This is a genomic window from Kitasatospora sp. NPDC101801, assembly GCF_044766665.1.
GTDB lineage: Bacteria > Actinomycetota > Actinomycetes > Streptomycetales > Streptomycetaceae > Kitasatospora.
Genome location: NZ_JBIWML010000028.1, coordinates 75,479 through 98,544, shown reverse-complemented (window position 1 = coordinate 98,544; position 23,066 = coordinate 75,479). Strand labels below are relative to the sequence as shown.

21 protein-coding genes, 1 tRNA gene and 1 pseudogene are annotated in these 23,066 nt (G+C 70.9%); 19 read left to right on the top strand and 4 right to left on the bottom strand.

Translation table 11 applies throughout. The features are described from left to right. Positions 1 to 92: 92 nt before the first annotated feature. Positions 93 to 749, bottom strand: coding sequence for a Scr1 family TA system antitoxin-like transcriptional regulator (locus ACIRPK_RS26085; protein ID WP_403042296.1), 657 nt, complete (start codon positions 747 to 749; stop codon positions 93 to 95). 164 nt (positions 750 to 913) lie between these two features. Here ACIRPK_RS26085 and ACIRPK_RS26080 point away from each other — a divergent pair, with 164 nt between their 5' ends. Together ACIRPK_RS26080 and ACIRPK_RS26075 are read left to right on the top strand one after the other, a co-directional pair. Further along, a complete protein-coding gene (locus ACIRPK_RS26080; protein WP_403042294.1) occupies positions 914 to 1,255 on the top strand; it encodes a hypothetical protein in 342 nt (113 codons plus the stop codon). A gap of 454 nt (positions 1,256 to 1,709) precedes the next feature. Next, entirely contained in the window at positions 1,710 to 2,894 is a 1,185-nt protein-coding gene (locus tag ACIRPK_RS26075) for an rRNA adenine N-6-methyltransferase family protein (protein WP_403042292.1), read from the top strand. Positions 2,895 to 2,960: 66 nt separating this feature from the next. On the opposite strand, the gene ACIRPK_RS26070 is transcribed toward ACIRPK_RS26075, so the two are convergent. Continuing rightward, positions 2,961 to 3,350: a hypothetical protein gene (locus ACIRPK_RS26070; protein WP_403042290.1), complete on the bottom strand. Its 390-nt coding sequence runs from the start codon at positions 3,348 to 3,350 to the stop codon at positions 2,961 to 2,963. 178 nt (positions 3,351 to 3,528) lie between these two features. Beyond that, a tRNA-Leu gene (locus ACIRPK_RS26065) sits at positions 3,529 to 3,616 on the bottom strand. 430 nt (positions 3,617 to 4,046) lie between these two features. Here ACIRPK_RS26065 and ACIRPK_RS26060 point away from each other — a divergent pair. Next, positions 4,047 to 4,553 (top strand): ATP-binding protein, encoded by a 507-nt coding sequence (locus tag ACIRPK_RS26060; protein ID WP_403042319.1) that lies wholly within the window; start codon positions 4,047 to 4,049, stop codon positions 4,551 to 4,553. Positions 4,554 to 4,630: 77 nt separating this feature from the next. On the opposite strand, the gene idi is transcribed toward ACIRPK_RS26060, so the two are convergent. Beyond that, positions 4,631 to 5,242, bottom strand: a complete 612-nt coding sequence (gene idi, locus ACIRPK_RS26055; protein ID WP_403042288.1) for an isopentenyl-diphosphate Delta-isomerase — start codon at positions 5,240 to 5,242, stop codon at positions 4,631 to 4,633. Between the two features lie 258 nt (positions 5,243 to 5,500). Between idi and ACIRPK_RS26050 the strand changes: the two are divergent. The 16 genes and pseudogenes from ACIRPK_RS26050 to ACIRPK_RS25975 form a co-directional block, all read left to right on the top strand. Next, a pseudogene (locus ACIRPK_RS26050) lies at positions 5,501 to 5,599 on the top strand (DUF5941 domain-containing protein); the annotation flags it as partial. Positions 5,600 to 5,703: 104 nt separating this feature from the next. Next, entirely contained in the window at positions 5,704 to 6,459 is a 756-nt protein-coding gene (locus ACIRPK_RS26045) for a sugar phosphate nucleotidyltransferase (RefSeq protein ID WP_403042286.1), read from the top strand. Continuing rightward, positions 6,447 to 7,508, top strand: coding sequence for an iron-containing alcohol dehydrogenase family protein (locus tag ACIRPK_RS26040; protein ID WP_403042284.1), 1,062 nt, complete (start codon positions 6,447 to 6,449; stop codon positions 7,506 to 7,508). Before ACIRPK_RS26045 ends, ACIRPK_RS26040 begins: the two co-directional genes overlap by 13 nt. A 70-nt stretch (positions 7,509 to 7,578) precedes the next feature. Next, positions 7,579 to 8,316 carry a CDP-alcohol phosphatidyltransferase family protein gene (locus ACIRPK_RS26035; RefSeq protein ID WP_403042316.1) on the top strand — a complete coding sequence of 246 codons (738 nt, stop codon included), beginning with the start codon at positions 7,579 to 7,581 and terminating at the stop codon, positions 8,314 to 8,316. Then, the gene (locus tag ACIRPK_RS26030) at positions 8,313 to 9,197 is read left to right on the top strand and encodes a glycosyltransferase family 2 protein (RefSeq protein WP_403042281.1); all 885 of its coding nucleotides are present in this window, start codon (positions 8,313 to 8,315) and stop codon (positions 9,195 to 9,197) included. The genes ACIRPK_RS26035 and ACIRPK_RS26030 overlap by 4 nt, the downstream gene beginning before the upstream one ends. A 132-nt stretch (positions 9,198 to 9,329) precedes the next feature. After that, positions 9,330 to 10,247, top strand: coding sequence for an ABC transporter permease (locus ACIRPK_RS26025; protein WP_403042279.1), 918 nt, complete (start codon positions 9,330 to 9,332; stop codon positions 10,245 to 10,247). 31 nt (positions 10,248 to 10,278) lie between these two features. Then, the gene (locus tag ACIRPK_RS26020; RefSeq protein WP_403042313.1) at positions 10,279 to 11,052 is read left to right on the top strand and encodes an ABC transporter ATP-binding protein; all 774 of its coding nucleotides are present in this window, start codon (positions 10,279 to 10,281) and stop codon (positions 11,050 to 11,052) included. Positions 11,053 to 11,175: 123 nt separating this feature from the next. Beyond that, positions 11,176 to 12,102: a squalene synthase HpnC gene (hpnC, locus tag ACIRPK_RS26015; RefSeq protein WP_403042276.1), complete on the top strand. Its 927-nt coding sequence runs from the start codon at positions 11,176 to 11,178 to the stop codon at positions 12,100 to 12,102. A gap of 41 nt (positions 12,103 to 12,143) precedes the next feature. Next, positions 12,144 to 13,001, top strand: coding sequence for a presqualene diphosphate synthase HpnD (gene hpnD / locus ACIRPK_RS26010; protein WP_403042310.1), 858 nt, complete (start codon positions 12,144 to 12,146; stop codon positions 12,999 to 13,001). A gap of 103 nt (positions 13,002 to 13,104) precedes the next feature. Continuing rightward, on the top strand, positions 13,105 to 14,499 hold the full coding sequence (gene hpnE, locus ACIRPK_RS26005) for a hydroxysqualene dehydroxylase HpnE (protein WP_403042273.1): 1,395 nt from the start codon (positions 13,105 to 13,107) through the stop codon (positions 14,497 to 14,499). 83 nt (positions 14,500 to 14,582) lie between these two features. Beyond that, positions 14,583 to 15,677, top strand: a complete 1,095-nt coding sequence (locus ACIRPK_RS26000) for a polyprenyl synthetase family protein (protein ID WP_403042271.1) — start codon at positions 14,583 to 14,585, stop codon at positions 15,675 to 15,677. A 172-nt stretch (positions 15,678 to 15,849) separates the two neighbouring features. After that, entirely contained in the window at positions 15,850 to 17,775 is a 1,926-nt protein-coding gene (gene shc, locus ACIRPK_RS25995; RefSeq protein WP_403042308.1) for a squalene--hopene cyclase, read from the top strand. 71 nt (positions 17,776 to 17,846) lie between these two features. Beyond that, positions 17,847 to 18,611, top strand: coding sequence for a 1-hydroxy-2-methyl-2-butenyl 4-diphosphate reductase (locus tag ACIRPK_RS25990; RefSeq protein ID WP_403042269.1), 765 nt, complete (start codon positions 17,847 to 17,849; stop codon positions 18,609 to 18,611). 2 nt (positions 18,612 to 18,613) lie between these two features. Continuing rightward, positions 18,614 to 19,636 (top strand): adenosyl-hopene transferase HpnH, encoded by a 1,023-nt coding sequence (gene hpnH / locus ACIRPK_RS25985; protein ID WP_403042268.1) that lies wholly within the window; start codon positions 18,614 to 18,616, stop codon positions 19,634 to 19,636. 108 nt (positions 19,637 to 19,744) lie between these two features. Further along, the gene (gene dxs / locus ACIRPK_RS25980) at positions 19,745 to 21,655 is read left to right on the top strand and encodes a 1-deoxy-D-xylulose-5-phosphate synthase (RefSeq protein WP_403042266.1); all 1,911 of its coding nucleotides are present in this window, start codon (positions 19,745 to 19,747) and stop codon (positions 21,653 to 21,655) included. Beyond that, positions 21,645 to 23,033, top strand: coding sequence for an aspartate aminotransferase family protein (locus ACIRPK_RS25975; protein WP_403042264.1), 1,389 nt, complete (start codon positions 21,645 to 21,647; stop codon positions 23,031 to 23,033). Before dxs ends, ACIRPK_RS25975 begins: the two co-directional genes overlap by 11 nt. Positions 23,034 to 23,066: the final 33 nt, after the last annotated feature.

The window sequence follows — 23,066 nt, the reverse complement described above, 5'->3', positions numbered from 1 at the left end:
GCACGACGGCGCAGCTCAGGCGGGTAGGAAGAGGGACGTGCCATGACTCGAATCCTTACACGAAATCGAGCCTCTACCGAACCCGGGGCGGTTCAGCCCTCCGTGTAGGCCACGTCGGGGCTGCCATCCGCAAACGACATTAGGGTCATTGCGCCCTCCATGACGGCATGAGCACCACGCTTGATCTCAATCACTTGGACAACAGCCGCTCTTGAGCGGATCAGGCCAGCAAGCTTAGTTAGTTGATCGGCCATGACGCGATGTCCGCCCACAGGGCGCCGAAGGGCTATCTCGTCCAACAGCCACCACAGCATGGGCCGTGTCGGTTCAGTTAGTAGCTGCTGCCGACCAACCCGAGTGGCGATCTTGGCATCGATGACTTCGTCGGGCGCCAGGGGCGATGCCGCGCGGAACAGATGACGTGCGTAGTCCTCGGTCTGTGCCAGGCCAGGGATGAAGGGACCGCCGTACTCCTGGATGCGGCGTGCCCTCAGCTCCATCTCTGCATAGGACTGGAAGTAGTCCGGGAACGGCCCCCTGACCACGTGGGGCCACAATCGCGTGAAGAGACCACTCGTCTCCAACGCACCGTCAAGTCTCTCCGCGAACTCCAACGTAGGGGTACGGCGTCCAGTCTCGATCTGACCGATCAACGAGCCTGTGTACCCCAGTACTTCACCAAGGCGGTCCTGGCTCATGTTGGACGCTGTCCGAAGACGTCGGATCTCACTGCCGAAGAGAGCCGCCATGGACTCCGACGGATCAAGCTCGCGAGGGTTTGGCACGACGGCCCCCAATGCTGTCGGACGCTGTTGGACCTCTATGCCTGGTGATCGTAGCGCCGTGTGTCGATGCTGTGACTGGAACGAATCAACCGGTCCGAGTCCGGCACCCTCCCGAGAGCGAGCGCATCATGACGGTTCTTCAGATCACTCCGACGCTGATAGTCCCGGTCGAGCAGGGCCGCCGGTGGCGGCCGGAGATCGGCGCGTTGGTGTCCGACCTTCGGGAGGGTGTTGAACTCCGGGTGCCGATGGTCGTGGTGGGTCTCGGGCACGCCATGGTGACGGTCCTGCTCTCCTCTGCTGACGGTTCGGAGTCGCGGCTCCTGGCCCGTTGGTACGACGAGATCGCGCCGTACGCCTACGACGACCTGGAGCAGTGGGGCTACCCGGCGCAGACCTTGGGAGGAACGAATGGGGACGTACGGCAGCTTGGCCAGGCTCACGCTGGTGGTCTATCGCGTGCGGCCTGACGGCACCCGCATCGAGGTCTCGCGGTCGGAGTCGGACGGTTCCAGCTACCCGGATTCGAGCTTGTGGCCTGCGTGTGGTTGCCCACTGCATCGCCCAGGCCCGGAGGTCCGGCGGCCGGCCGAATTGCAGGCTGGCTGACTCCCAGGAACTCCGGTTGCTGGTTCGAGCTTGAACCCCTCGCCAGCAGCCGGGCACTACCCCCGCTGCCCGCCACAGGAAGCCATACCGAGTCGGTGGGCAGTGGGTAGGACGGTCCCGGGCATTTCCCCCAGCCGGGGCCGTCCGACAGGCACCACCCCACATCGCAGCGATGTGGGCAGGACCAGCAGAGGAGTGATCCATGGCTGAGAACGGAGGGCACGGGGGCAACCCTGCGCCGATCCAACCGCCCCCGCCGCCGCCGACCCCTTCGCCGGACAGTGGGCCGCCGCCCGGTGATGGAGGCCACCGCAAGTGACCGACACCCTCTCTGAGGGGATGGACCGCCCCAGCGTCGAGCTGGGGCGGTTTCTCCTCAACAACGGTTCCATGTCTCCCGATTGGGAGGCGTCGTTCAACGCTGTTCCTCGCTCGCTCTTCACGCCCAAGTTGGTGTGGGCGTGGACCGAAGCGTCGCAGTCCACGGAGGCCATCGACCGCCGGACTGATCCGGAGGCGTGGCAGCAGGCCGTGAACTCGAACATCCCGCTGGTGACCCAGTGGGACGACGGCCGTCACGAGGGCACCAGTCCGGGAAAGGTGTCCACCAGCAGTCTCAGTCAGCCCAACGTGGTCATGTCGATGCTGCGGGATCTTGATGTCCGGCCCGGAATGAAGGTGCTGGAAGCGGGAACGGGGCCGGGCTGGACTGCCGGACTCCTGGCGTACCGGCTCGGTTCCCAACAGGTCGTCAGCATTGAGGCCGACTCGGCCGTGGCGGTGAGGACTTCGGCGGCCCTTCGCAGGGCGGGGCTGACGCCGGAGGTGATCACGGGTGACGGTCAGCTCGGCTGGCCCAAGCGTGGCCCGTATGACCGCCTGATCGCCACCTACGGCGTTCAGCAGATTTCCCAGGCGTGGATTGAGCAGGTCCGGCCGGGCGGCATCATCCTGGCCCCGTGGGGAACCCACTACAGCCACCGTGACGCAGTGGTGAAGCTGACCGTTGGGGACGGGGGTTGCGCTTCGGGCAACTTCACGGAGCTGGTCGGGTTCATGAAGGACCGGGGCAACCGGCTCGTGTTCCCCGGGCACTCCGCCTACGTGCCGGAGTTCCCCGCTGATGCCGACACCAGCTACCGGACAACCCTCACGCCCGATTCCCTGGGCGGGGCGTGGGATCTCCAAAGGTTCCTGATTGGTCTCGTGGTGCCGGACGTTACCCACGTGATCCATGAGCAGGATGACGGAACCGTCACCGCGTGGCTCTACGGGCTGAGCGACAAGGCTTGGGCCTGTGTTGCGTGGCGGCCGGAGGAGTCCGGTGCCACCGTGTACCAGGCGGGTCCCCGAAGGTTGTGGCAGGACCTCGAACGTGCCTTGGCTTGGTGGACCGGCCAAGGCCAACCGGGCATCAGCCGCTTCGGGCTGACCGTCACGGCTGACGGTCAGACAGTGTGGCTGAACCACCCGGGTAACCCGGTTCCTCAGCACGGCTGACAGGACTTACGAACTAAGAACCGCCCCAACCGAATTGCGGTTGGGGTGGTCCTGGTTGTCGGTTCGTTAGATCAGGCTCAAGAAGGGATTGGCAGCACCCGTAACGGGTGCGGGCGTAAGCGTCGGGGTCCTGGGCTGCTTCATGTGCTTTGGGACCTCCGGGGCCCGCAGGGGGGCGGGGCGGTAGGTGTCCAGGCGGACAACCGTCGTGGTCCGATTCTCCTCACGCTGGGCAAGCGGCCGGCTGCGCGGAGAGTGAGAAGAACTGTCGGCCTGGGTGAGGGTGTAGACGGTGGCAGGCCGACCGACCTTGGAGCGGTCGAGAGTGAACGTGATCCCGGGCAGTGCCTTCACCGCAGCGGCGGTGGCGTTCACGTACGGAAGGATCTGTGAGGCGGTGGCCTGCCCACCGTGCATGGCGATCCGGGCCCGCACCTTGTCCGCCAGCGTCAGCACCGGGCGGGATGCCTTCGGGGCGCAGTAAGGCCGGAGCAGTGAAGTTGGCCGCTGGCAGTGCGCGGCGTATGGGGCTGTCTTCCCTGGTCTGACAAGGGAATCGCTCGGCTGTTGGTCACGTGGTTGGTCACGCCACAGCCGGAAAAGCAAAAAACCCCACGTGAAGTGGGGTCTGAGCTGGTGTCCGAGGGGGGACTTGAACCCCCACGCCCGATAAAGGGCACTAGCACCTCAAGCTAGCGCGTCTGCCATTCCGCCACCCGGACAGGGTGTGTGCCTTGGGGCTTTTGTGCTGTTCCCCTTGGCGACAGAGAGAACACTACCAGGCCATGGGAGCGCTTCTCACCTGCGTTTCTTCCCGGTCCGGGGTGGCCGTGGGGGTGTGGGGCGGTGGAGTGGGACGGATCGGTGCAGAACGGACAGAGGTGGGACGGCGGGGGCAGGGAGAGGTGGAGACGGAGCCTCCGGTGGGTGTGGAGGAGCCGTCGCGGTCGTGAATGTTCCGTCCGGGGTTGGCCTGAAGGTGTGCGGGATCGATCAGGAGCGGGCAGGGAACGGTCGGGACACGCCACGACGCGTCAAGTTGCAGTCGCTGAGCCGCTGCTGACTTTCGTTCTCCTAGCCTCGGTGGTCCAGTGCGAAGGGCGGCTTGACGTGGAGCAGACCAGAGGACCGGCCGAGCCAGTGACGAGACGGCTGACGGCGGTGCCGAGCAGGGGGTCGAGTGCGGGTCCGGGGCAGGGGATCTGGCGGTTCTCGGCGGTGGCGCACGAGGCCTCCGTCCCGCAGACCCGGCATGCGGTGCGGGACCGGCTGCTGGAGCAGGGGATGGCGGGTCAGGACTACCAGGAACTGATCGACGACCTGCTGCTGATCGTCTCCGAGCTGGTCAGCAACGCGGTCACGCACGCCGCGGTGCTCTCCCCACAGCTGACCACCGAGCTGGTGATCGACGAGGGCTGGGTCCGGGTCTCGGTGGAGGACGGGCATCCGTACCGGCCGAAGGCGTTGGAGAGCGACCTCGGGCAGCTCGGCGGGCGGGGGCTGCTGTTGGTGAAGAGCGTGACGCTGCAGGCGGGCGGGGTGTGCGACGTGGAGCGGACCGGCGAGGGCGGCAAGGTGATCTGGGCGTCACTGCCACTGCCGGTGCCCCGGCAGCGCCTGGACGAGGGCGCCGGGGGCGACTGGCGCCCCCGGCGTTAGGCCCCGGGAAGAGCGGGGGAGAACGGCCCCGGCCGGAGTGTCCCGAGAAGAGTCCGAGAAGCACCCGGGGCGGGTGACTACCAGTCGCGTCCGGCGATCTCGCGGATGCCAGGGAGGGCGGCCTCGAAGACCGTCCGGAACCAGACCGAGGTCGGCTTCGCGGCCTCCAGGGCCCGTAGCTCCTCCGCCGTGACGAAGACGGTGTCGTCGACCTCGTCCGGGTCGGGGGCCAGGTCGCCGGTGACCAGGCCGACGAAGAGGTGGTTCCACTCGCGCTCGATCAGGCCGCTGGCCTCGTCGGGCAGGTCGTAGCGGACGGTGCCGGCCTCGCAGAGCAGCGCGGGGGCGACGCCCAGCTCCTCGGCGGTACGCCGGGCGGCGGCGACGAAGGGCTGCTCGTCGGGGTACGGGTGGCCGCAGCAGGTGTTGGACCAGACCCCGGGGGAGTGGTACTTCGTCAGGGCGCGGCGCTGGAGCAGCATCCGGCCCTGGCGGTCGAACAGGAAGACCGAGAACGCCCGGTGCAGCCGGCCCGGCTGCTGGTGGGCGGAGAGCTTCTCGGCGGTGCCGATGGTCACGCCCTCGTCGTCGACGAGCTCCAGCAGGATCTCCCCGGCGGCCGCCGGAGTCGAGGCGACGCCGCCGTCCTCGGCGAGCAGGGTCTGACCGGTCGGTCGGGTCTCGGGCATGGGGCCTCTTTCGGAAACGGGGACCAGGGGAGAAGGCGAGGGCTGGGCCGGCCCCACCGGGGCGCCGCGCGGGCGCCCGGAAGCCAGTCTGCCGTATGGCTTGCTACCCGAATGGGCGCGACGCACACGAGGACCTGGAAGGGCCGGATGATCAGACAGCCTGTTCGACATGCGATCGGTTGAGGTCCGCTCCCGCCGTTTTCTGAAAATCCCCGCACCGCGTCGACCGGAGCCGGAACCGAAGCCGGAGTCGACGCCGTGGCGAGCACCGACCCCGAGCCGTCACCCGCCGCTTTCGGGCTGGTCGCCGCCGTCGCCTACCATCACTACGACACGGCCCGCCGCCTGCGCGGCGGCCGTGCTCGCGCTGGGGACGGTCGCCGGGAGCGACCGGTTCCCGGGTCTTCGGCGGCGTCACAGCAGCACGCCACAGCAGAACACGACGAGTCAGGAGACACCGCATGATCGGCCTCGTTCTGGCAGCCGGCGCCGGCCGCCGGCTGCGCCCGTACACCGACACCCTGCCGAAGGCTCTGGTGCCGGTGGACGGGGAGCGGACCGTCCTGGACCTGACCCTCGGCAACTTCGCCGAGGTCGGCCTGCGGGAGGCCGCCATCGTGGTGGGCTACCGCAAGGAGGCGGTGTACGACCGCAAGGACGCCCTGGAGCAGAAGTACGGCGTCAAGCTCACCCTGGTCGAGAACGACAAGGCCGAGGAGTGGAACAACGCCTACTCCCTCTGGTGCGCCCGGGACCTGTTCGGCGAGGGTCTGCTGCTCGCCAACGGCGACACCGTGCACCCGGCCTCGGTGCAGCGCACCATGCTGGACGGCAACGACCGGCTGCTCACCGAGGGCCGTGCCCCCGGCATCCTGCTCGCCCTCGACACGGTGAAGAAGCTCGCCGACGAGGAGATGAAGGTGATCGTCGACCCGGTCACCGGGATGCGCCGGATCACCAAGCTGATGGAGCCCGAGGAGGCCACCGGCGAGTACATCGGCGTCACGGTGATCAACCCCTCGGCCGCCGCCGACCTGAGCAGCGCCCTGCAGGCCACCTTCGAGCGCGACCCGCAGCTGTACTACGAGGACGGCTACCAGGAGATGGTGAACCGGGGGCTGCGGATCGACGTGCAGCCGATCGGCGAGGTCTCCTGGGTCGAGGTCGACAACCATGCCGACCTGGCCAGGGCGCGGGAGATCGCGTGCCAGTACTGACCCGGCTGGTGCCCTCGCCGGTCTTCGTCGAGATCCGCCCGGGTGCCCTGGACGCGCTGGCCGGCATCCTGGCCGACCAGCGGCTGTCGGCCGCCGGCCGGATCGCGGTGGCGATCAGCAACGGCTCCGGGGCCCGGCTGCGCGAGCGGCTGGAGCCGGCGCTGCCCAGCGCCGACTGGTACGAGGTGGCCGACGGCAGCCTGGACAGCGCCGTGCTGCTGGCCGAGCAGATGCGGGCCGGGCACTACGACGCCATGGTCGCGCTCGGTGGCGGCAAGATCATCGACGTCGGCAAGTACGCCGCCGCCCGGGTCGGACTGCCGCTGGTCGCGGTGGCCACCAACCTGGCCCACGACGGCATCTGCTCGCCGGTCTCGATCCTCGACAACGACGCCGGGCGGGGCTCCTACGGGGTGCCCAGCCCGATCGGCATCGTGGTCGACCTGGACGTGATCAGGCAGGCGCCGCCGCGCTTCGTGGCGGCCGGGATCGGGGACGTGGTCTCCAACCTCTCGGCCTGCGCGGACTGGGAACTCTCACACTCCGTCACCGGCGAGCCGGTCGACGGACTGGCCGTGGCGATGGCCAGGTCGGCGGGGGAGAACCTGCTCCGGCACCCCGGGTCGCTGGAGGACCGGGACCTCCTCACCACGCTCGCTGAGGCCCTGGTACTGTCCGGCATCGCGATGAACATCGCTGGCAGCACCCGTCCTTCCTCGGGTGCCTGTCACGAGATCTCGCACGCCCTGGACGTGCTCTTCCCCAAGCGATCGGCCCAGCATGGCGAACAGGTCGGCCTCGGCGCGGCCTTCGCCAGTTTCCTGCGGGGCGAGCGCGAGCTCACCGGACTGATCGTGGACCGACTCCGGTTCCACGGGCTGCCGGTGACCGCAGATCAGATCGGCTTCACCGAGGAGGAGTTCACCGAGGCGGTGCACTACGCTCCGAACACCCGTCCGGGACGGTTCACCATCCTGGAACACCTGGACCTCCCCCCCTCTGACATCAGGGACTCGTACGCCGACTATGTCCAAGCCGTCAACAGCTGACCGCCCCGAGGTCGACCTGACCCGCCGCCCCTCGATCGAGGAGCTGCGCGCCGTCATCCACCCCGAGGGCATGCTCCAGCGCCGTAGCGCGGAGCACTGGGCCGGGCGCCTCTACATGCGGAAGATCTCGCTGCGGATCACCCGGGTGCTCTCCACCGTCACGGCGATCACGCCCAACGGCCTGACCTACCTGATGATGTTCACCGGCATCCTCGCCGGTGCCGCGCTGGTGATCCCCGGCCTCGCCGGTGCGATCCTCGGCGCGGTCCTGATCCAGGTCTACCTGCTCCTCGACTGCGTCGACGGCGAGGTGGCGCGCTGGCGCCGGCAGACCTCGCTGACCGGGGTCTACCTGGACCGGGTCGGCCACTACATGTCCGAGGCGGCGCTGCTCACCGGCCTCGGCCTGCGGGCCACCGACCTGTTCCACCGTCAGGGCGGCGCCTCGCACTGGGAGTGGGCCTTCCTCGGCACGCTGGCCGCGCTCGGCGCCATCCTGATCAAGTCGGAGACCGACCTGGTGGACGTGGCCCGGGCCCGCAGCGGCCTGACCGCCGTCGAGGACGCGGCCGCCGTGCCGCGCTCCGCCGGGGTGGCCAAGGCCCGCAAGGCCGCCGCCTTCCTGAAGTTCCACCGCCTGGTCGGCGCGGTGGAGGCCTCGCTGCTGATCCTGGCCGCCGGGATCGCCGACGCGGTCGCGGGCGAGCTGTTCTTCACCCGGCTCGCGGTGGTGGTGCTGGCCGCGATCGCGATGCTGCAGACCGTGCTGCACCTGCTCAGCATCGTGCTCTCCAGCAGGCTGCGATGAGCGACGGCTTCCGGCTCGGTGCCGTCATCATCACGATGGGCAACCGCCCGGACGAGCTGAACGCGCTGATCGAGTCGGTCCGCAACCAGCGCGGCCCGGCCGTCGAGCTGGCCGTGGTCGGCAACGGCGCCCCGCTGCCGGTGCTCCCGGCGGACGTCCGCTCCGTCGAGCTGCCGGAGAACCTCGGCATCCCCGGCGGGCGCAACGTCGGCATCGAGCTGTTCGGCAAGGACGGCTGCGAGGTCGACGCGGTGCTCTTCCTGGACGACGACGGCCTGCTGCCGAACACCGACTCGGCCGAGCTGCTCCGCCGGGCGTTCGAGGAGGACCCGCGGCTGGGCATCGTCTCGTTCCGGATCGCCGACCCGGAGACCGGGGTGACGGCCCGGCGGCACGTGCCCCGGCTGCGGGCCAGCGACCCGCTGCGCTCGTCCCGGGTGACCACCTTCCTGGGCGGCGCCAGCGCCGTCCGGAGCAAGGTCTTCACCGAGGCCGGCCAGCTGCCCGGGGAGTTCTTCTACGCGCACGAGGAGACCGACCTCGCCTGGCGCGCCCTGGACGCCGGCTGGCTGATCGACTACCGCGCGGACGTGGTGCTGTTCCACCCCACCACCTCGCCGGCCCGGCACGCCACGTACTTCCACAACGTGGCCCGGAACCGGGTGTGGCTGGCCCGACGGAACCTTCCGGCCCCCCTGGTGCCTCTCTACCTCGGAGTCTGGTTCCTGCTCACCGTGGCCCGGCGTCCTTCGGGCGCCGCACTCAAGGCCTGGCTGGGCGGATTCCGGGCCGGCTGGCGCGAACAGTGTGGTCCGCGCAAGCCGATGCAATGGCGTACGGTGTGGCGGTTGACCAGGATGGGCCGACCACCAATCATCTGATCGCAGAATCTTCCGGTGGCCCCCCGCGCCACCGGACCGGAACATCCACCCGTGATCCCGGTGGATCAGCCCGGACCTCCGCCGTCTCCCCCTCGGCGGAAGCCTGGTCATCCGATCCCGTGAAGGACGAATGTGTCGACAGTGAGTGACTCGCTCAGCTTTTCCGCACCCAGCGGCGCTGACGCGGGTCTGACCCCGAAGCAGCTCGCGGCCAAGTACGGCCTTTCGGTGAGCGGCCAGCGGCCCGGCTTCTCCCAGTACGTGCGGGAGTTGTGGGCCAGGCGACATTTCATCGTCGCGTTCGCCACCGCGCGACTGGTCGCGCAGTACACCACGGCCAAGCTCGGCCAGGTGTGGCAGGTGCTCACCCCGCTGCTCAACTGCGTGGTGTTCTACCTGGTGTTCGGCGTGATGATGGAGGGCAACAAGGGCATCCCGGACTACATCGCGTGGCTGTGCATCGGGGTCTTCGTCTTCCAGTTCAGCCAGAGCGCGGTGCTCTCCGGCACCCGGGCGATCTCCGACAACCTCGGGCTGATCCGGGCACTGCACTTCCCCCGGGCGGCACTGCCGATCGCCTTCACGATCATCCAGCTCCAGCAGCTGCTGATCTCGATGGTCGTGCTCGTCTTCATCGTGCTGTTCTTCCAGCTGCCCACGATCACCTGGCTGTTGGTCGTCCCGGCGCTGCTGCTGCAGTGCGTCTTCAACACCGGCCTCGCGCTGGCGATGGCCCGGATCGGTGCCAAGACCAGTGACATGGCCCAGTTGATGCCGTTCCTGCTGCGCACCTGGATGTACACCTCCGGCGTGATGTACAGCGTGCAGGGCGCGGTGGACAAGTTCCCCGCGGTTTTCCGGGTGCTGTTCCGGATGAACCCGGCCTCGATCTACATGGACCTGATCCGGTACGCCTTCATGCCGAACGAGTACAACAAGCACGCGCTGCCGGACCACGTCTGGCTGATCGCGCTGGCCTGGGCCCTGGTCGCCGGTGTGGCCGGCTTCATCTTCTTCTGGAAGGCAGAGGAGGAGTACGGCCGTGGCTGACACCGCTACCACCGAGACCCGAGAGGCCGCCATGACGAACGCCCAGGACGCCCGCGTCCCCACCGTGGTCGTGGACGACGTGCACATCGTCTACAAGGTGCACGGGGCCGGCTCGGGGAAAGGCAGCGCCACCTCGGCGCTCAGCCGGATCATCTCCAAGAAGCGCTCGCCCGCGATCCGCGAGGTGCACGCCGTCCGGGGGATCAGCTTCACCTCGTACCGGGGCGAGGCGGTCGGCCTGATCGGCTCGAACGGCTCCGGCAAGTCGACCATGCTGGCGGCCATCGCCGGTCTGCTGCCGACCGAGCGCGGCGCCATCTACACCAACGGCCAGCCCTCGCTGCTCGGCGTGAACGCCGCGCTGATGAACGACCTGACCGGTGACCGCAACGTCATCCTGGGCTGCCTGGCGATGGGCATGTCCCCGGCCGAGGTGAAGAGCCGCTACCAGGACATCGTGGACTTCTCGGGGATCAACGAGAAGGGCGACTTCATCTCGCTCCCGATGCGCACCTACTCCTCGGGCATGGCCGCCCGCCTGCGGTTCTCGATTGCGGCGGCCAAGACCCACGACGTGCTGCTGATCGACGAGGCCCTGGCCACCGGCGACCAGAAGTTCCAGCGCCGCTCCGAGGACCGGATCCGTGAGCTGCGCAAGGAGGCCGGCACGGTCTTCCTGGTCAGCCACAACAACAACTCGATCCGGGACACCTGCGAGCGCACCATCTGGATCGAGAAGGGCGAGCTGGTGATGGACGGCTCGACCGACGACGTCATGAAGGAGTACGAGAAGTTCAACCACTGAGGCTACGAAGTGGTGGGCCGAACGGCGGGGGCCGGTGCCCGGGGCGAACCCGGAACCGGCCCCTTGGCCGTGTCCGGGTGGGCCGGGTGCCCGAGTGCGGTGTAGAACGGGGGAGTGACGGCAGTGGTGACTTCAAGGCAATCTGACAGTCCGACGGACGGTGGCACGCTCGGCAAGGCGGACCTGGAGAACTTCCCGGTCGCCCCCGGGTTCCTGCCGGCGGCCTGGCGGGCCGATCTGATGGCGATCTACGGGTTCGCCCGGTTGGTGGACGACGCCGGGGACGGTGACCTGGCCGAGCCGGAGCAGGTGGCCGCGCTGCTGGGGGTGACCGGCGCTCCGGCGGACCAGGGCTTCCGGCTCGCGCTGCTGGACGGTCTGGAGGAGGACCTCGACCGGGCCTTCGGCGCCGCGCTGGACCCGAAGGCCGACAGCCCCCGGCACCCGCTGATGCGGGCCCTGGTCCCGCTGATCGATCGTCACCCGGTCACCCCGGAGCCGTTCCGCCGGCTGATCGAGGCCAACCGGGTGGACCAGACCGCCACCCGCTACCCGACCTACCAGGACCTGCTCGGTTACTGCACGCTCTCCGCCGACCCGGTCGGCCGGCTGGTGCTGGCGGTGGCCGGCTACGGCACCCCGGAGCGGATCGCCTACTCGGACGCGGTCTGCACCGCGCTGCAGATCGTCGAGCACCTCCAGGACGTGGCCGAGGACCTGGCCCGGGGCCGGATCTACCTCCCGGTCGAGGACCTGGAGCGCTTCGGCGTGACCGAGGCCGACCTGGCCGCGCCCAGCGCCGACGCCCGGGTCCGGAAGCTGATCGCCTTCGAGGCGGACCGGGCACGCACCCTGCTCGACCACGGTGCCCCGCTGGTGGGTACGGTTCGGGGAAGGCTCCGTCTGCTGCTCGCGGGATTCACCGCGGGCGGGTACGCGGCCCTGTCGGCCATCGAGGCCGCCGGGTACGACGTGCTCGCCGTGCAGGCGAAGCCGGACAAGCGCCGCCTCGCGGTGAAGGCGGCGGCAATCTTCGCGAAGGGAAGGTGAACGCCCGCGTGGCGGCATCACCACTGGCCTCGGCCCCGGTCATGGCGGCCTACCGGTACTGCGAGGCGGTCACCGCCCTGCAGGCCCGGAACTTCAGCTACGGCATCCGGCTGCTGCCCGAGCCCAAGCGGCTCGGCATGTCCGCGCTCTACGCCCTGGCCCGCCGGGTGGACGACATCGGCGACGGCGAGCTGTCCGCCGACCGGAAGGGCGAGCTGCTCCGGCAGACCCGCGAGCTGCTGGACGAGGTCCGGCTCGGCACGGTCAGTGAGGAGGACACCGACCCGATCAAGGTCGCGCTGGCGGACACCGCCCGGCGTTTCCCGATCGACCTGGGCGGTTTCGACGAGCTGATCGACGGCGTCGAGATGGACCTCAAGGAGGTCGAGTACCGGACCTTCGAGGACCTCAAGGTCTACTGCCGCTGCGTGGCCGGATCCATCGGCCGGCTCTCGCTCGGGGTGTACGGCTGCGAGAACCCGAAACTCGGCGCCGAGTACGCGGACACCCTCGGGCTGGCCCTGCAGCTCACCAACATCCTGCGCGACCTGCGCGAGGACGCGTTGAACGGCCGGGTCTACCTCCCCACCGAGGACCTGGTGCGATTCGGCTGCGAACAGGGGTTCGCACTGGACCGGCCGCCGGTCGGGGCGGACTTCTCCGGGCTGGTCGCCTTCCAGGCCGCGCGCGCCCAGGAGGCGTTCGCGGACGGCCTGCGGCTGCTGCCGCTGCTGGACCGCCGGAGCCGCGCCTGCACCGCCGCGATGGCCGGGATCTACCACCGGCTGCTCGGCCGGATCGCGGCCGAGCCGGAGTCGGTGCTGCAGGGCCGGGTCTCGCTGCCGGGCTGGGAGAAGGCGTACGTGGCTCTCTCCGGGCTCGCCGGAGGGCGTTCTTGATTCTCTCGGCGTTTATGTCACGCTGTGTCAGCACGGAATCACCGGGCGCCGGTTCGCCGTTCCCCGGTGACCGCACGGACCATCACATCAGGGGGAGGGGCAGATGACGGTACGGCACGACTCGAAGCGCCCCACCGCGGTGGTGGTCGGCGGCGGCCTGGCCGGGATCACGGCCGCGCTGCGGCTGGCCGAGGCGGACCACCGGGTCACCCTGGTGGAGTCCCGCCCCCGGCTCGGCGGGCTGGCCTTCTCGTTCAAGCGCGGGGAGCTGACGGTCGACAACGGCCAGCACGTCTTCCTCCGCTGCTGCACCGCGTACCGGGGTCTGATCGACCGGTTGGGCGCGGGCCGTCTGGTGGATCTGCAACCCCGGCTGGACGTCCCGGTGCTGGGCGTCTCGGCCGACGGCCGGCGCACCCTGGGCCGGCTCCGCCGGGCCGGGCTGCCCGTCCCGCTGCACCTGGCCGGCAGCCTGGCGACCTACCCGCACCTGTCCGCCGTCGACCGGCTCCGGGTGGTCCGGGCCGCGCTGGCGCTCAAGCTGCTGGACCTGGACGACCCGGCGCTGGACGAGATCTCGTTCGGCGACTGGCTGCGCCGGCAGGGTCAGAACGCGGCCACCCTGGCCGCGATGTGGGACCTGGTCGGGGTGGCCACCCTGAACGCCACCGCCGACCAGACCTCGCTGGCGCTGGCCGCGATGGTCTTCAAGACCGGCCTGCTCTCCGAGCCCGGCGCCTCCGACATCGGGATGGCCAACGTCCCGCTCGGCGCGATCCACCACGACGCGGCCCGCGCCGAGTTGGAGCGGGCCGGGGTGCGGGTGCTGTTGCGGGCCCGCGCGGTGGAGCTGAAGAGCGCCGAGCAGCACGCCGTCCGGCTGGACGGCGACGAGCTGCTGACCGCCGACACCGTGGTGCTGGCCGGGGCCCAGGAGTCCGCCGCCGCGCTGCTGCCGGCCGGGGCGATCGACCGGCAGGAGCGGCTGGCCGAGCTCGGCCACGCGCCGATCCTGAACGTGCACGTGGTCTACGACCGCAAGCTGCTGCGCCGGCCGTTCTTCGCCGCGCTCGGCTCGCCGGTGCAGTGGGTCTTCGACCGCACCGCGCACTCGGGCCTGGCCGTGCCCGGCGCGCAGTACCTGGCGCTGTCGCAGTCCGCCGTGCAGGACGAGATCGAGCTGCCGGTGGCCGAGCTGAGGGCGCGTTACCTGCCCGAGCTGGAGCGGCTGCTGCCGGCCGCCCGGGGCGCCGAGGTGCTGGACTTCTTCGTCACCCGGGAGCGGACCGCGACCTTCGCGCCCGCCCCCGGCACCGCCCCGCTCCGCCCGGCCGCCCGGACGAACCTGCCCGGCCTGCTGCTGGCCGGTTCGTGGACCGCCACCGGCTGGCCCGCGACCATGGAGAGCGCCGTGCGCAGCGGCCACGCGGCCGCCGACGCCGCCCTCGGGGCCGGCCGCCGCCCGGTGGACCGGGGCGACGGACGGTGGCCCCGATGACCTCGGCCCCCGCCAGAACCGACAGCGCATCAGACGGGCCGCCCGCCGCGGCCTCATCACCCCAGCACGGAGAGGGAACGTACGTGGAGCATCGCACCGGAGCCGCCGCCTCCGTCCAGGAGGCACCTGTGCCGGAGGCGCTCTCGGTGCCGGAGCTGCTGGCCCGCGGCCGGACGCTCTGCACCCCGCCGCTCCGGGCGGCGGTGGCCCGGCTGGCCGCGCCGATGGACACGGTGGCCGCGTACCACTTCGGCTGGATCGACCGGGACGGCACGCCGACGGCGGGGGACGGCGGTAAGGCCGTCCGTCCGGCCCTGGCACTGCTGTCGGCCGAGGCGGTCGGCGCGCCCGCCTCGGTGGGGGTGCCCGGCGGGGTCTCGGTAGAACTGGTGCACAACTTCTCGCTCCTCCATGATGATCTGATGGACGGTGACGAGACCCGCCGGCACCGGGCCACGGCCTGGACGGTCTTCGGCCCGGCCCAGGCGATCCTGGTCGGCGACGGCCTGGCCGCCCTGGGCACCGAGGTGCTGCTCGACGCCGGGCTGACCGGTGGCGCCTCCGCCGTCGACGCGGCCCGCGCCGTCCGGTTGATCACCACCGCGACCCGCAAGCTGATCGACGGTCAGGCCCAGGACCTCTCGTTCGAGCACCGCGACCTGGTCACGGTCGAGGAGTGCCTGGAGATGGAGGGCGGCAAGACCGGTGCCCTGCTGGCCGCCGCCGCCGCGATCGGCGCGGTGCTGGCCGGGGCGGACGACCGCACCTCCGACGCGCTCCAGCGCTACGGCCACCACCTCGGCCTGGCCTTCCAGGCCGTCGACGACCTGCTCGGCATCTGGGGCGCCACCGAGGTGACCGGCAAGCCGCACTGGGGCGACCTGCGGCAGCGCAAGAAGTCGCTGCCGGTGGCCGCCGCGCTGGCCGAGGGCGGCCCGGCCTCCCGTCGGCTGGCCGCCGAGCTGGCCGACCCGGCCGGGCGGGGCGAGGAGAGTGAGCAGCAGCTCGCCGCCCGCGCCGCCCTGATCGAGCAGGCCGGCGGCCGGTCCTGGACCCAGGACGAGGCCCGCCGCCAGCACAAGACCGCCCTCGCCGCTCTGGACGAGGTGCCGATGGCCGACGAGGTGCGTCAGCGCTTCGTCGCACTCGCCGAATTCGTGGTGGTACGAGAGAGGTGACGTTGAGGTGACAGCAACCGCGGACGGCCGGCTCGACCCTGAGTACGATCCCGAGCCGGCCGCGGTGGGCGAACGCCCGCCGGTGCCCGAACGGCTGAACGGCCGTCAGGTGACGGTGGCCCAGGCGGCAGCGGTGCCGCTCGGGTCGAGACGGTGGGAACCCGACGGACCGGTGGCGGTAGTACCGTCCGACGATCCCACTGCGGCGGAGGCGCTGGCCCGCGCCACCGCCGAGCTGTTGTCACGCCAGAGCCCGGACGGCTGGTGGAAGGGCGACCTGGAGACCAACGTCACCATGGACGCCGAGGACTTGTTACTGCGTCAGTTCCTCGGCATCAGGACGGCCGAGCACACCGAGGCCACCGCCGTCTGGATCCGCTCGCAGCAGCGCGAGGACGGCACCTGGTCCACCTTCTACGGCGGCCCCGCCGAGCTCTCCACCACGGTCGAGGCGTACGTCGCGCTCAAGCTCGCGGGCGACGACCCGGCCGCCCCGCACATGCAGGCGGCGGCCCGGCACGTCCGGGCGGCGGGCGGCATCGCGGCCAGCCGGGTGTTCACCAGGATCTGGCTGGCGCTGTTCGGCTGGTGGCCCTGGGACCGGCTCCCGGAGATGCCACCGGAGATCATCTTCCTGCCGCGCTGGGTGCCGCTGAACATCTACGCCTTCGGCTGCTGGGCCCGGCAGACCATCGTCCCGCTCACCGTGGTCTCGGCCCACCGCCCGGTCCGCCCGGCACCGTTCGACCTGGACGAGCTGCACACCGACCCGGCGGACCCGTACCCGGCCCGCCCGCTGCCGCCGCTGAACGGCTGGGACGGTGTCTTCGAGCGGCTCGACCTGGCCCTGCACGCCTACCACCGGCACGCGGTCAAACCGCTCCGCCGGGTGGCGCTCGCCCAGGCCGGCCGGTGGATCGTCGAACGCCAGGAGGCGGACGGCTGCTGGGGCGGCATCCAGCCCCCCGCGGTCTACTCGCTGATCGCCCTGCACCTGCTCGGCTACGACCTCGACCACCCGGTGATGCGGGCCGGGCTGGCCGCCTTCGACCGCTTCACCGTGCACACCGAGGACGGCGCCCGCTGGCTGGAGGCCTGTCAGTCCCCGGTCTGGGACACCTGCCTGGCCACCATCGCGCTGCGCGACGCGGGCCTGCCCGCCGACCACCCCGCGCTGGTCTCGGCGGTGGACTGGATGCTCGCCGAGGAGATCACCCGCCCCGGCGACTGGGCCGTCCAGCGCCCCCGGCTGGCGCCCGGCGGCTGGGCGTTCGAGTTCGAGAACGACAACTACCCCGACATCGACGACACCGCCGAGGTGGTGCTCGCGCTCCAGCGGGTCGACCACCCGGACCGGGAGAAGCTCGCGGGCGCGGTCGAGCGCGGCGTCGAGTGGAACCTCGGCATGCAGTCCAAGAACGGCGCCTGGGGCGCCTTCGACGTCGACAACACCAGCACGCTGCCGAACAAGCTGCCGTTCTGCGACTTCGGCGAGGTGGTCGACCCGCCGTCCGCCGACGTCACCGCGCACGTGGTGGAGATGCTGGCGGAGACCGGCCGGGCCGGCGACCGGCGGACCAGGCGCGGGGTCGACTGGCTGCTGAAGAACCAGGAGGCGGACGGCTCCTGGTTCGGCCGCTGGGGCACCAACTACATCTACGGCACCGGTTCGGTGCTGCCCGCCCTGGTCGCCGCCGGCCTGCCGACCGGGCACCCGGCGATCCGACGCGCCGTCAGCTGGCTGGAGGACCGGCAGAACCCGGACGGCGGCTGGGGCGAGGACATGCGCTCGTACGAGGACCCGGAGCGGTGGTCCGGGCGTGGCGACTCCACCGCCTCGCAGACCGCCTGGGCCCTGATGGCCCTGCTGGCGGCGGGCGAGGGCCCGGACGGGGCGGGCGGCGAGGCGGTCGAGCGCGGCGTGCGGTGGCTCTGCCGCACCCAGCTGCCCAGCGGCAGCTGGGACGAGCCGCAGTTCACCGGGACGGGCTTCCCGTGGGACTTCTCGATCAACTACCACCTGTACCGCCTGGTCTTCCCGGTCACCGCCCTCGGCCGCTACCTGCACGGCAGCCCGCTGACCGGAGGCCGCAAGTGACCGCAGCTCCGCACGGCCAGGGGCCGCAGCCCGGCGCGGGCGGGTCGCGTTCCGGCTCATCGGAACACCCCGTGGCCGAAGGGCCGGCCGCGTCGGAGCAGCCCGCCGAAGGCAGGGCCGCTGTCGACCCCCGGAAGCCCGCCGCAGGCGAATTCTCTTTCCGTACCCCCGAGCTCGCCGCAGGCGCGGCCGCTCCCCTGCTGGTGGTCTGCGCGCTCGGCCCCGAGGTCTGGGCACTGCGCGGGGGCGACTGGGCTGCGCCCCCCGTGCTGGTCCGGACCGGGGTCGGGCGGGTCAGGGCCCGGCGGGTGGTCTGCAACCTGCTCTCCCGGGACGGCTACGGGGCGCTGGTGGTGGCCGGCTTCGGTGCCGCGGTGGGGCCGGGCGTCCAGCCCGGCGACGTCATCGTGGCCGACGCCGTCCGCAGCGGCGAGGGCGAGGAGTGGCCGCTGACCTCGGCCGAGGCGATGGCCGCCGAACTGGTCGCCCGGGGCCTGACCGTCCACATCGGCCCGCACCACACCGCCGACCGCGTGGTGCGGGGTGCGGAGCGCCGCGCCCTGTACGCCACCGGTGCGCTGGCCGTCGACATGGAGGCGGCCGCCGTCCTGGCGGCCCGGACCAGGCTGCGGCCCGCCCTCCCCACCGCCGTGCTGCGGGTGGTGGTCGACACCCCCACCCGCGAACTGCTCCGCCCCGGCACCCTGCCGGCCGGACTGCACGCCTGGCGCACCCTGCGGGACGCCGTCCCGGCGCTCACCGCCTGGTACCGACAGGCCGTCACCGACCCGATCCATGCTCCACAGTCCTCGACGCTCCCTCAGGAGGCGAGCTAGTCATGGCAATGCCGCTGCGCCAGACCGTGCGGGTCAGCACCTATCTCATGCAGCAGAAACTGATCAAGCGGCGGGACAAGTTCCCGCTGATCGTGGAGCTCGAGCCGCTGTTCGCCTGCAACCTCGCCTGCGAGGGCTGCGGGAAGATCCAGCACCCGGCCGGGGTGCTCAAGCAGCGGATGCCGGTCGCCCAGGCGGTCGGCGCGGTCCTGGAGTCCGGTGCCCCGATGGTGTCGATCGCGGGCGGCGAACCGCTGATGCACCCGCAGATCGACGAGATCGTCCGCCAACTGGTGGCGCGCCGCAAGTACGTCTTCCTCTGCACCAACGCGCTGCTGCTGCGCAAGAAGCTGGAGAAGTTCACCCCCTCGCCGTACCTCACCTTCACCGTGCACATCGACGGGCTGCGCGAGCGGCACGACGCCTCGGTGGCCAAGGAGGGCACCTTCGACGAGGCGGTGGCGGCGATCAAGGAGGCCAAGCGGCAGGGCTTCCGGGTCACCACCAACTCGACCTTCTTCAACACCGACACCCCGCAGACCATCATCGAGGTGCTCGACTACCTGAACGACGAGCTGCACGTCGACGAGATGATGATCTCTCCGGCGTTCGCCTACGAGAAGGCCCCCGACCAGGAGCACTTCCTCGGCGTCGAGCAGACCAGGGAGCTGTTCCGGAAGACCTTTGCGGGTGGCAACCGGCGCCGCTGGCGCCTCAACCACAGCCCGCTCTTCCTGGACTTCCTGGAGGGCAAGGTGGACTTCGAGTGCACCGCCTGGGGCATCCCGAACTACTCGCTGTTCGGCTGGCAGCGCCCCTGCTACCTGATGTCGGACGGCTACGTGCCGACCTACCGGGAGCTGATCGAGAAGACCGACTGGGCCAAGTACGGCCGCGGCAAGGACCCGCGCTGCGAGAACTGCATGGCACACTGCGGGTACGAACCAACCGCCGTACTGGCCACCATGGGCTCGCTCAAGGAGACCATCCGGGCCGCCAAGGAGACCCTCGGCAGCAGGTCCTGACCCCCGTGGGGCCCGCTCCGGCGGGCCCCACAACAGGCGCGCCACCGGTGATGACCGCAGGCTGAGTACAGACCGTCATCATCCAGACCCGAGCCGCGAGGTGAAGCCATGTCACTTCTGTCCACCGTTCAGGGGCCCGCCGATCTCCGCCGCCTCTCACCGGCCGAGCTCGGGCAGCTGGCCGACGAGATCCGCGAGTTCCTGGTGGACGCGGTGACCCGGACCGGTGGCCACCTCGGCCCCAACCTCGGGGTGGTCGAGCTGACCATCGCGCTGCACCGGGTCTTCGACTCCCCGTACGACCGGATCCTCTGGGACACCGGACACCAGAGCTACGTGCACAAGCTGCTCACGGGCCGTCAGGACTTCTCCCGGCTGCGGATGCAGGGCGGCCTGTCCGGCTACCCGTCCCGCGCCGAGTCCGAGCACGACCTGATCGAGAACTCGCACGCCTCGACCGCCCTGGGCTACGCCGACGGCCTGGCCAAGGCGCACCAGCTGCTCGGCACCCCCGGCCGGCACACCGTCGCGGTGATCGGCGACGGGGCGCTCACCGGCGGGATGGCCTGGGAGGCGCTGAACAACATCGCCGAGGCGAGCGACCGCCCGCTGGTGATCGTGGTCAACGACAACGAGCGCTCGTACGCGAGAACCATCGGCGGCCTGGCCCACCACCTCGCCACCCTGCGCACCACCCAGGGCTACGAACGCTTCCTGGCGCTCGGCAAGGAGGCGCTGCAGCGCACCCCGCTGGTCGGCCAGCCGCTGTTCGACGCGCTGCACGGGGCGAAGAAGGGCTTCAAGGACGCGTTCACCCCGCAGGGCATGTTCGAGGACCTCGGCCTCAAGTACCTCGGCCCGATCGACGGCCACGACCTCGGGGCGATGGAACAGGCGCTCCGGCAGGCCCGGGGCTTCGGCGGCCCGGTGATCGTGCACTGCCTGACCGTCAAGGGCCGCGGCTACCGGCCGGCCGAGCAGGACGAGGCGGACCGGTTCCATGCGGTCGGCGCGATGGACCCGTACACCTGCCTGCCGGTCTCGCCCTCCGCCGGGGTGTCCTGGACCTCGGTGTTCGGCGGCGAGCTGCGGGCCCTGGGCGCCGAGCGGCCCGACCTGGTGGCGATCACCGCCGCGATGCTCCAGCCGGTCGGGCTCGCCGAGTTCGCCGCCGCCTACCCCGAGCGGACCTTCGACGTCGGCATCGCCGAGCAGCACGCGGTGGCCAGCGCGGCCGGCCTGGCCACCGGCGGGCTGCACCCGGTGGTGGCGGTCTACGCGACCTTCCTGAACCGGGCCTTCGACCAGGTCCTGATGGACGTCGCGCTGCACCGGCTGGGCGTCACCTTCGTGCTCGACCGCGCGGGCGTCACCGGCAACGACGGCGCCTCGCACAACGGCATGTGGGACATGTCGATCCTCCAGGTGGTGCCCGGTCTGCGGCTGGCCGCCCCGCGCGACGCCGACCAGCTCCGCGCCCAGCTCCGGGAGGCGGTGGAGGTCGCCGATGCGCCGACCGTGGTCCGGTTCCCCAAGGGCGACCTGGGCCCCGTCGTCCCCGCGCTGGAGCGGATCGGCGGCGTGGACGTGCTGCAGCGGACCGGTCCGATCCCGGAGATCCTGCTGGTCGCGGTCGGCGCGATGGCCCCCGCCTGCCTGGACGCCGCCGCCCTGCTGCTCGCCGAGGGCTTCAGCTGCACCGTGGTCGACCCGCGCTGGGTCAAGCCGGTCGACCCCGCCCTGCCCGAACTGGCCGCCGCCCACCGCCTGGTGGTAACCGTCGAGGACAACGGCCGGGCCGGCGGCGTCGGTTCGGCGATCGCCCAGGCGATGCGGGACGCCGGAGTGGACGTGCCGCTGCGCGATCTCGGCATCCCGCAGGAGTTCCTCGACCACGCCGGCCGGGGAGAGCTCATGGAGGAGATCGGCCTCACCGGCACCGGTGTGGCCGCCCAGACCGCCGTCTTCGCCAAGCACCTGCTACCGACCCGAGGAGCGAACCAGCACCATGCCGGCTGACCGTCTCGACCTCTCCGCACTGCTCGCCGAACGCGGCGCCGAGCGCTACGAGTTGCAGGCCAAGTACCTGAACCCGCAGCTGGCCCGGATGCTGCACACCATCGGGTTCGACAAGTTCTACGAGCGGGCGGAGGGGGCCCACTTCTTCGACGCCGAGGGCAACGACTACCTGGACATGCTGGCCGGGTTCGGCATCTTCGCGCTGGGGCGGCACCACCCGGTGGTCCGGGACGCCCTGCACCAGGTGCTGGATCTCGGGCTGCCGGACCTGACCCGGTTCGACTGCGCCCCGTTGCCCGGCCTGCTGGCCGAGCAACTGCTCTCGTACGCACCGGGGTTGGACCGGGTGTTCTTCGGCAACAGCGGCACCGAGGCGGTCGAGACGGCGCTGAAGTTCGCCCGGTACGCCACCGGGCGCAAGCGGGTGCTGTACTGCGACCACGCCTTCCACGGCCTGACCACCGGCGCGCTCTCGGTGAACGGCGAGAACGGCTTCCGGAAGGGCTTCGACCCGCTGCTGCCGGACACCGCGGTCCCGCTCGGTGACCTCGGTGCGCTGGCCAGGGAGCTGCGGAAGGGCGACGTGGCGGCCCTGATCGTGGAGCCGATCCAGGGCAAGGGCGTGCACGCCCCGCCGCCGGGCTGGCTGCTGGCCGCGCAGCAACTGCTGCACGAGCACAAGGCGCTGCTGATCTGCGACGAGGTGCAGACCGGTATCGGCCGGACCGGTTCGTTCTTCGCCTACCAGCAGGAGGAGGGCGTCCGGCCCGACCTGGTCTGCGCGGCGAAGGCGCTCTCCGGCGGGTACGTCCCGGTCGGGGCCACCCTCGGCAAGGGCTGGATCTTCGAGAAGGTGTACTCCTCGATGGACCGGGTGCTGGTGCACTCCGCCAGCTTCGGCTCCAACGCCCAGGCGATGGCGGCCGGGCTGGCCACGCTGCACGTGCTGCGCGAGGAGAAGGTGGTCGAGAACGCGCACCGGGTGGGGGAGTTGTTCCGGTCCCGGCTGGCCGGGCTGGTGGAGAAGTACGAGTTGCTGGCCGAGGTGCGCGGGCGCGGCCTGATGATCGGCATCGAGTTCGGCCGGCCGAAGTCGCTCAAGCTGCGCACCGGCTGGACCGCCCTCCAGGCTGCCCGCAAGGGCCTGTTCGCCCAGATGGTGGTGGTGCCGCTGCTCCAGCGGCACCGCATCCTGACCCAGGTCTCCGGCGACCACCTGGAGGTGATCAAGCTGATCCCGCCGCTGGTCCTCACCGAGCAGGACGTGGACCGGTTCGTCGACGCCTTCACCGAGGTGATGGACGACGCGCACCGGGGCAGCGGGCTGATGTGGGACTTCGGCCGCACCCTGGTGAAGCAGGCGGTGGTCAAGGCGTGAGGCGAGCCGTGGGCGGGTGCCCGGCGGTGTGCC

Excerpts from the sequence above, each read along its gene's own strand:
- ACIRPK_RS26085 (WP_403042296.1), bottom strand. The coding sequence starts at position 749 with ATGGCGGCTCTCTTCGGCAGTGAGATCCGACGTCTTCGGACAGCGTCC.
- ACIRPK_RS26080 (WP_403042294.1), top strand. The coding sequence starts at position 914 with ATGACGGTTCTTCAGATCACTCCGACGCTGATAGTCCCGGTCGAGCAG.
- idi (WP_403042288.1), bottom strand. The coding sequence starts at position 5,242 with ATGCCCGAGACCCGACCGACCGGTCAGACCCTGCTCGCCGAGGACGGC.
- ACIRPK_RS26045 (WP_403042286.1), top strand. The coding sequence starts at position 5,704 with ATGATCGGCCTCGTTCTGGCAGCCGGCGCCGGCCGCCGGCTGCGCCCG.
- ACIRPK_RS26035 (WP_403042316.1), top strand. The coding sequence starts at position 7,579 with ATGCTCCAGCGCCGTAGCGCGGAGCACTGGGCCGGGCGCCTCTACATG.
- ACIRPK_RS26030 (WP_403042281.1), top strand. The coding sequence starts at position 8,313 with ATGAGCGACGGCTTCCGGCTCGGTGCCGTCATCATCACGATGGGCAAC.
- ACIRPK_RS26020 (WP_403042313.1), top strand. The coding sequence starts at position 10,279 with ATGACGAACGCCCAGGACGCCCGCGTCCCCACCGTGGTCGTGGACGAC.
- hpnD (WP_403042310.1), top strand. The coding sequence starts at position 12,144 with ATGGCGGCCTACCGGTACTGCGAGGCGGTCACCGCCCTGCAGGCCCGG.
- hpnE (WP_403042273.1), top strand. The coding sequence starts at position 13,105 with ATGACGGTACGGCACGACTCGAAGCGCCCCACCGCGGTGGTGGTCGGC.
- hpnH (WP_403042268.1), top strand. The coding sequence starts at position 18,614 with ATGGCAATGCCGCTGCGCCAGACCGTGCGGGTCAGCACCTATCTCATG.
- dxs (WP_403042266.1), top strand. The coding sequence starts at position 19,745 with ATGTCACTTCTGTCCACCGTTCAGGGGCCCGCCGATCTCCGCCGCCTC.
- ACIRPK_RS25975 (WP_403042264.1), top strand. The coding sequence starts at position 21,645 with ATGCCGGCTGACCGTCTCGACCTCTCCGCACTGCTCGCCGAACGCGGC.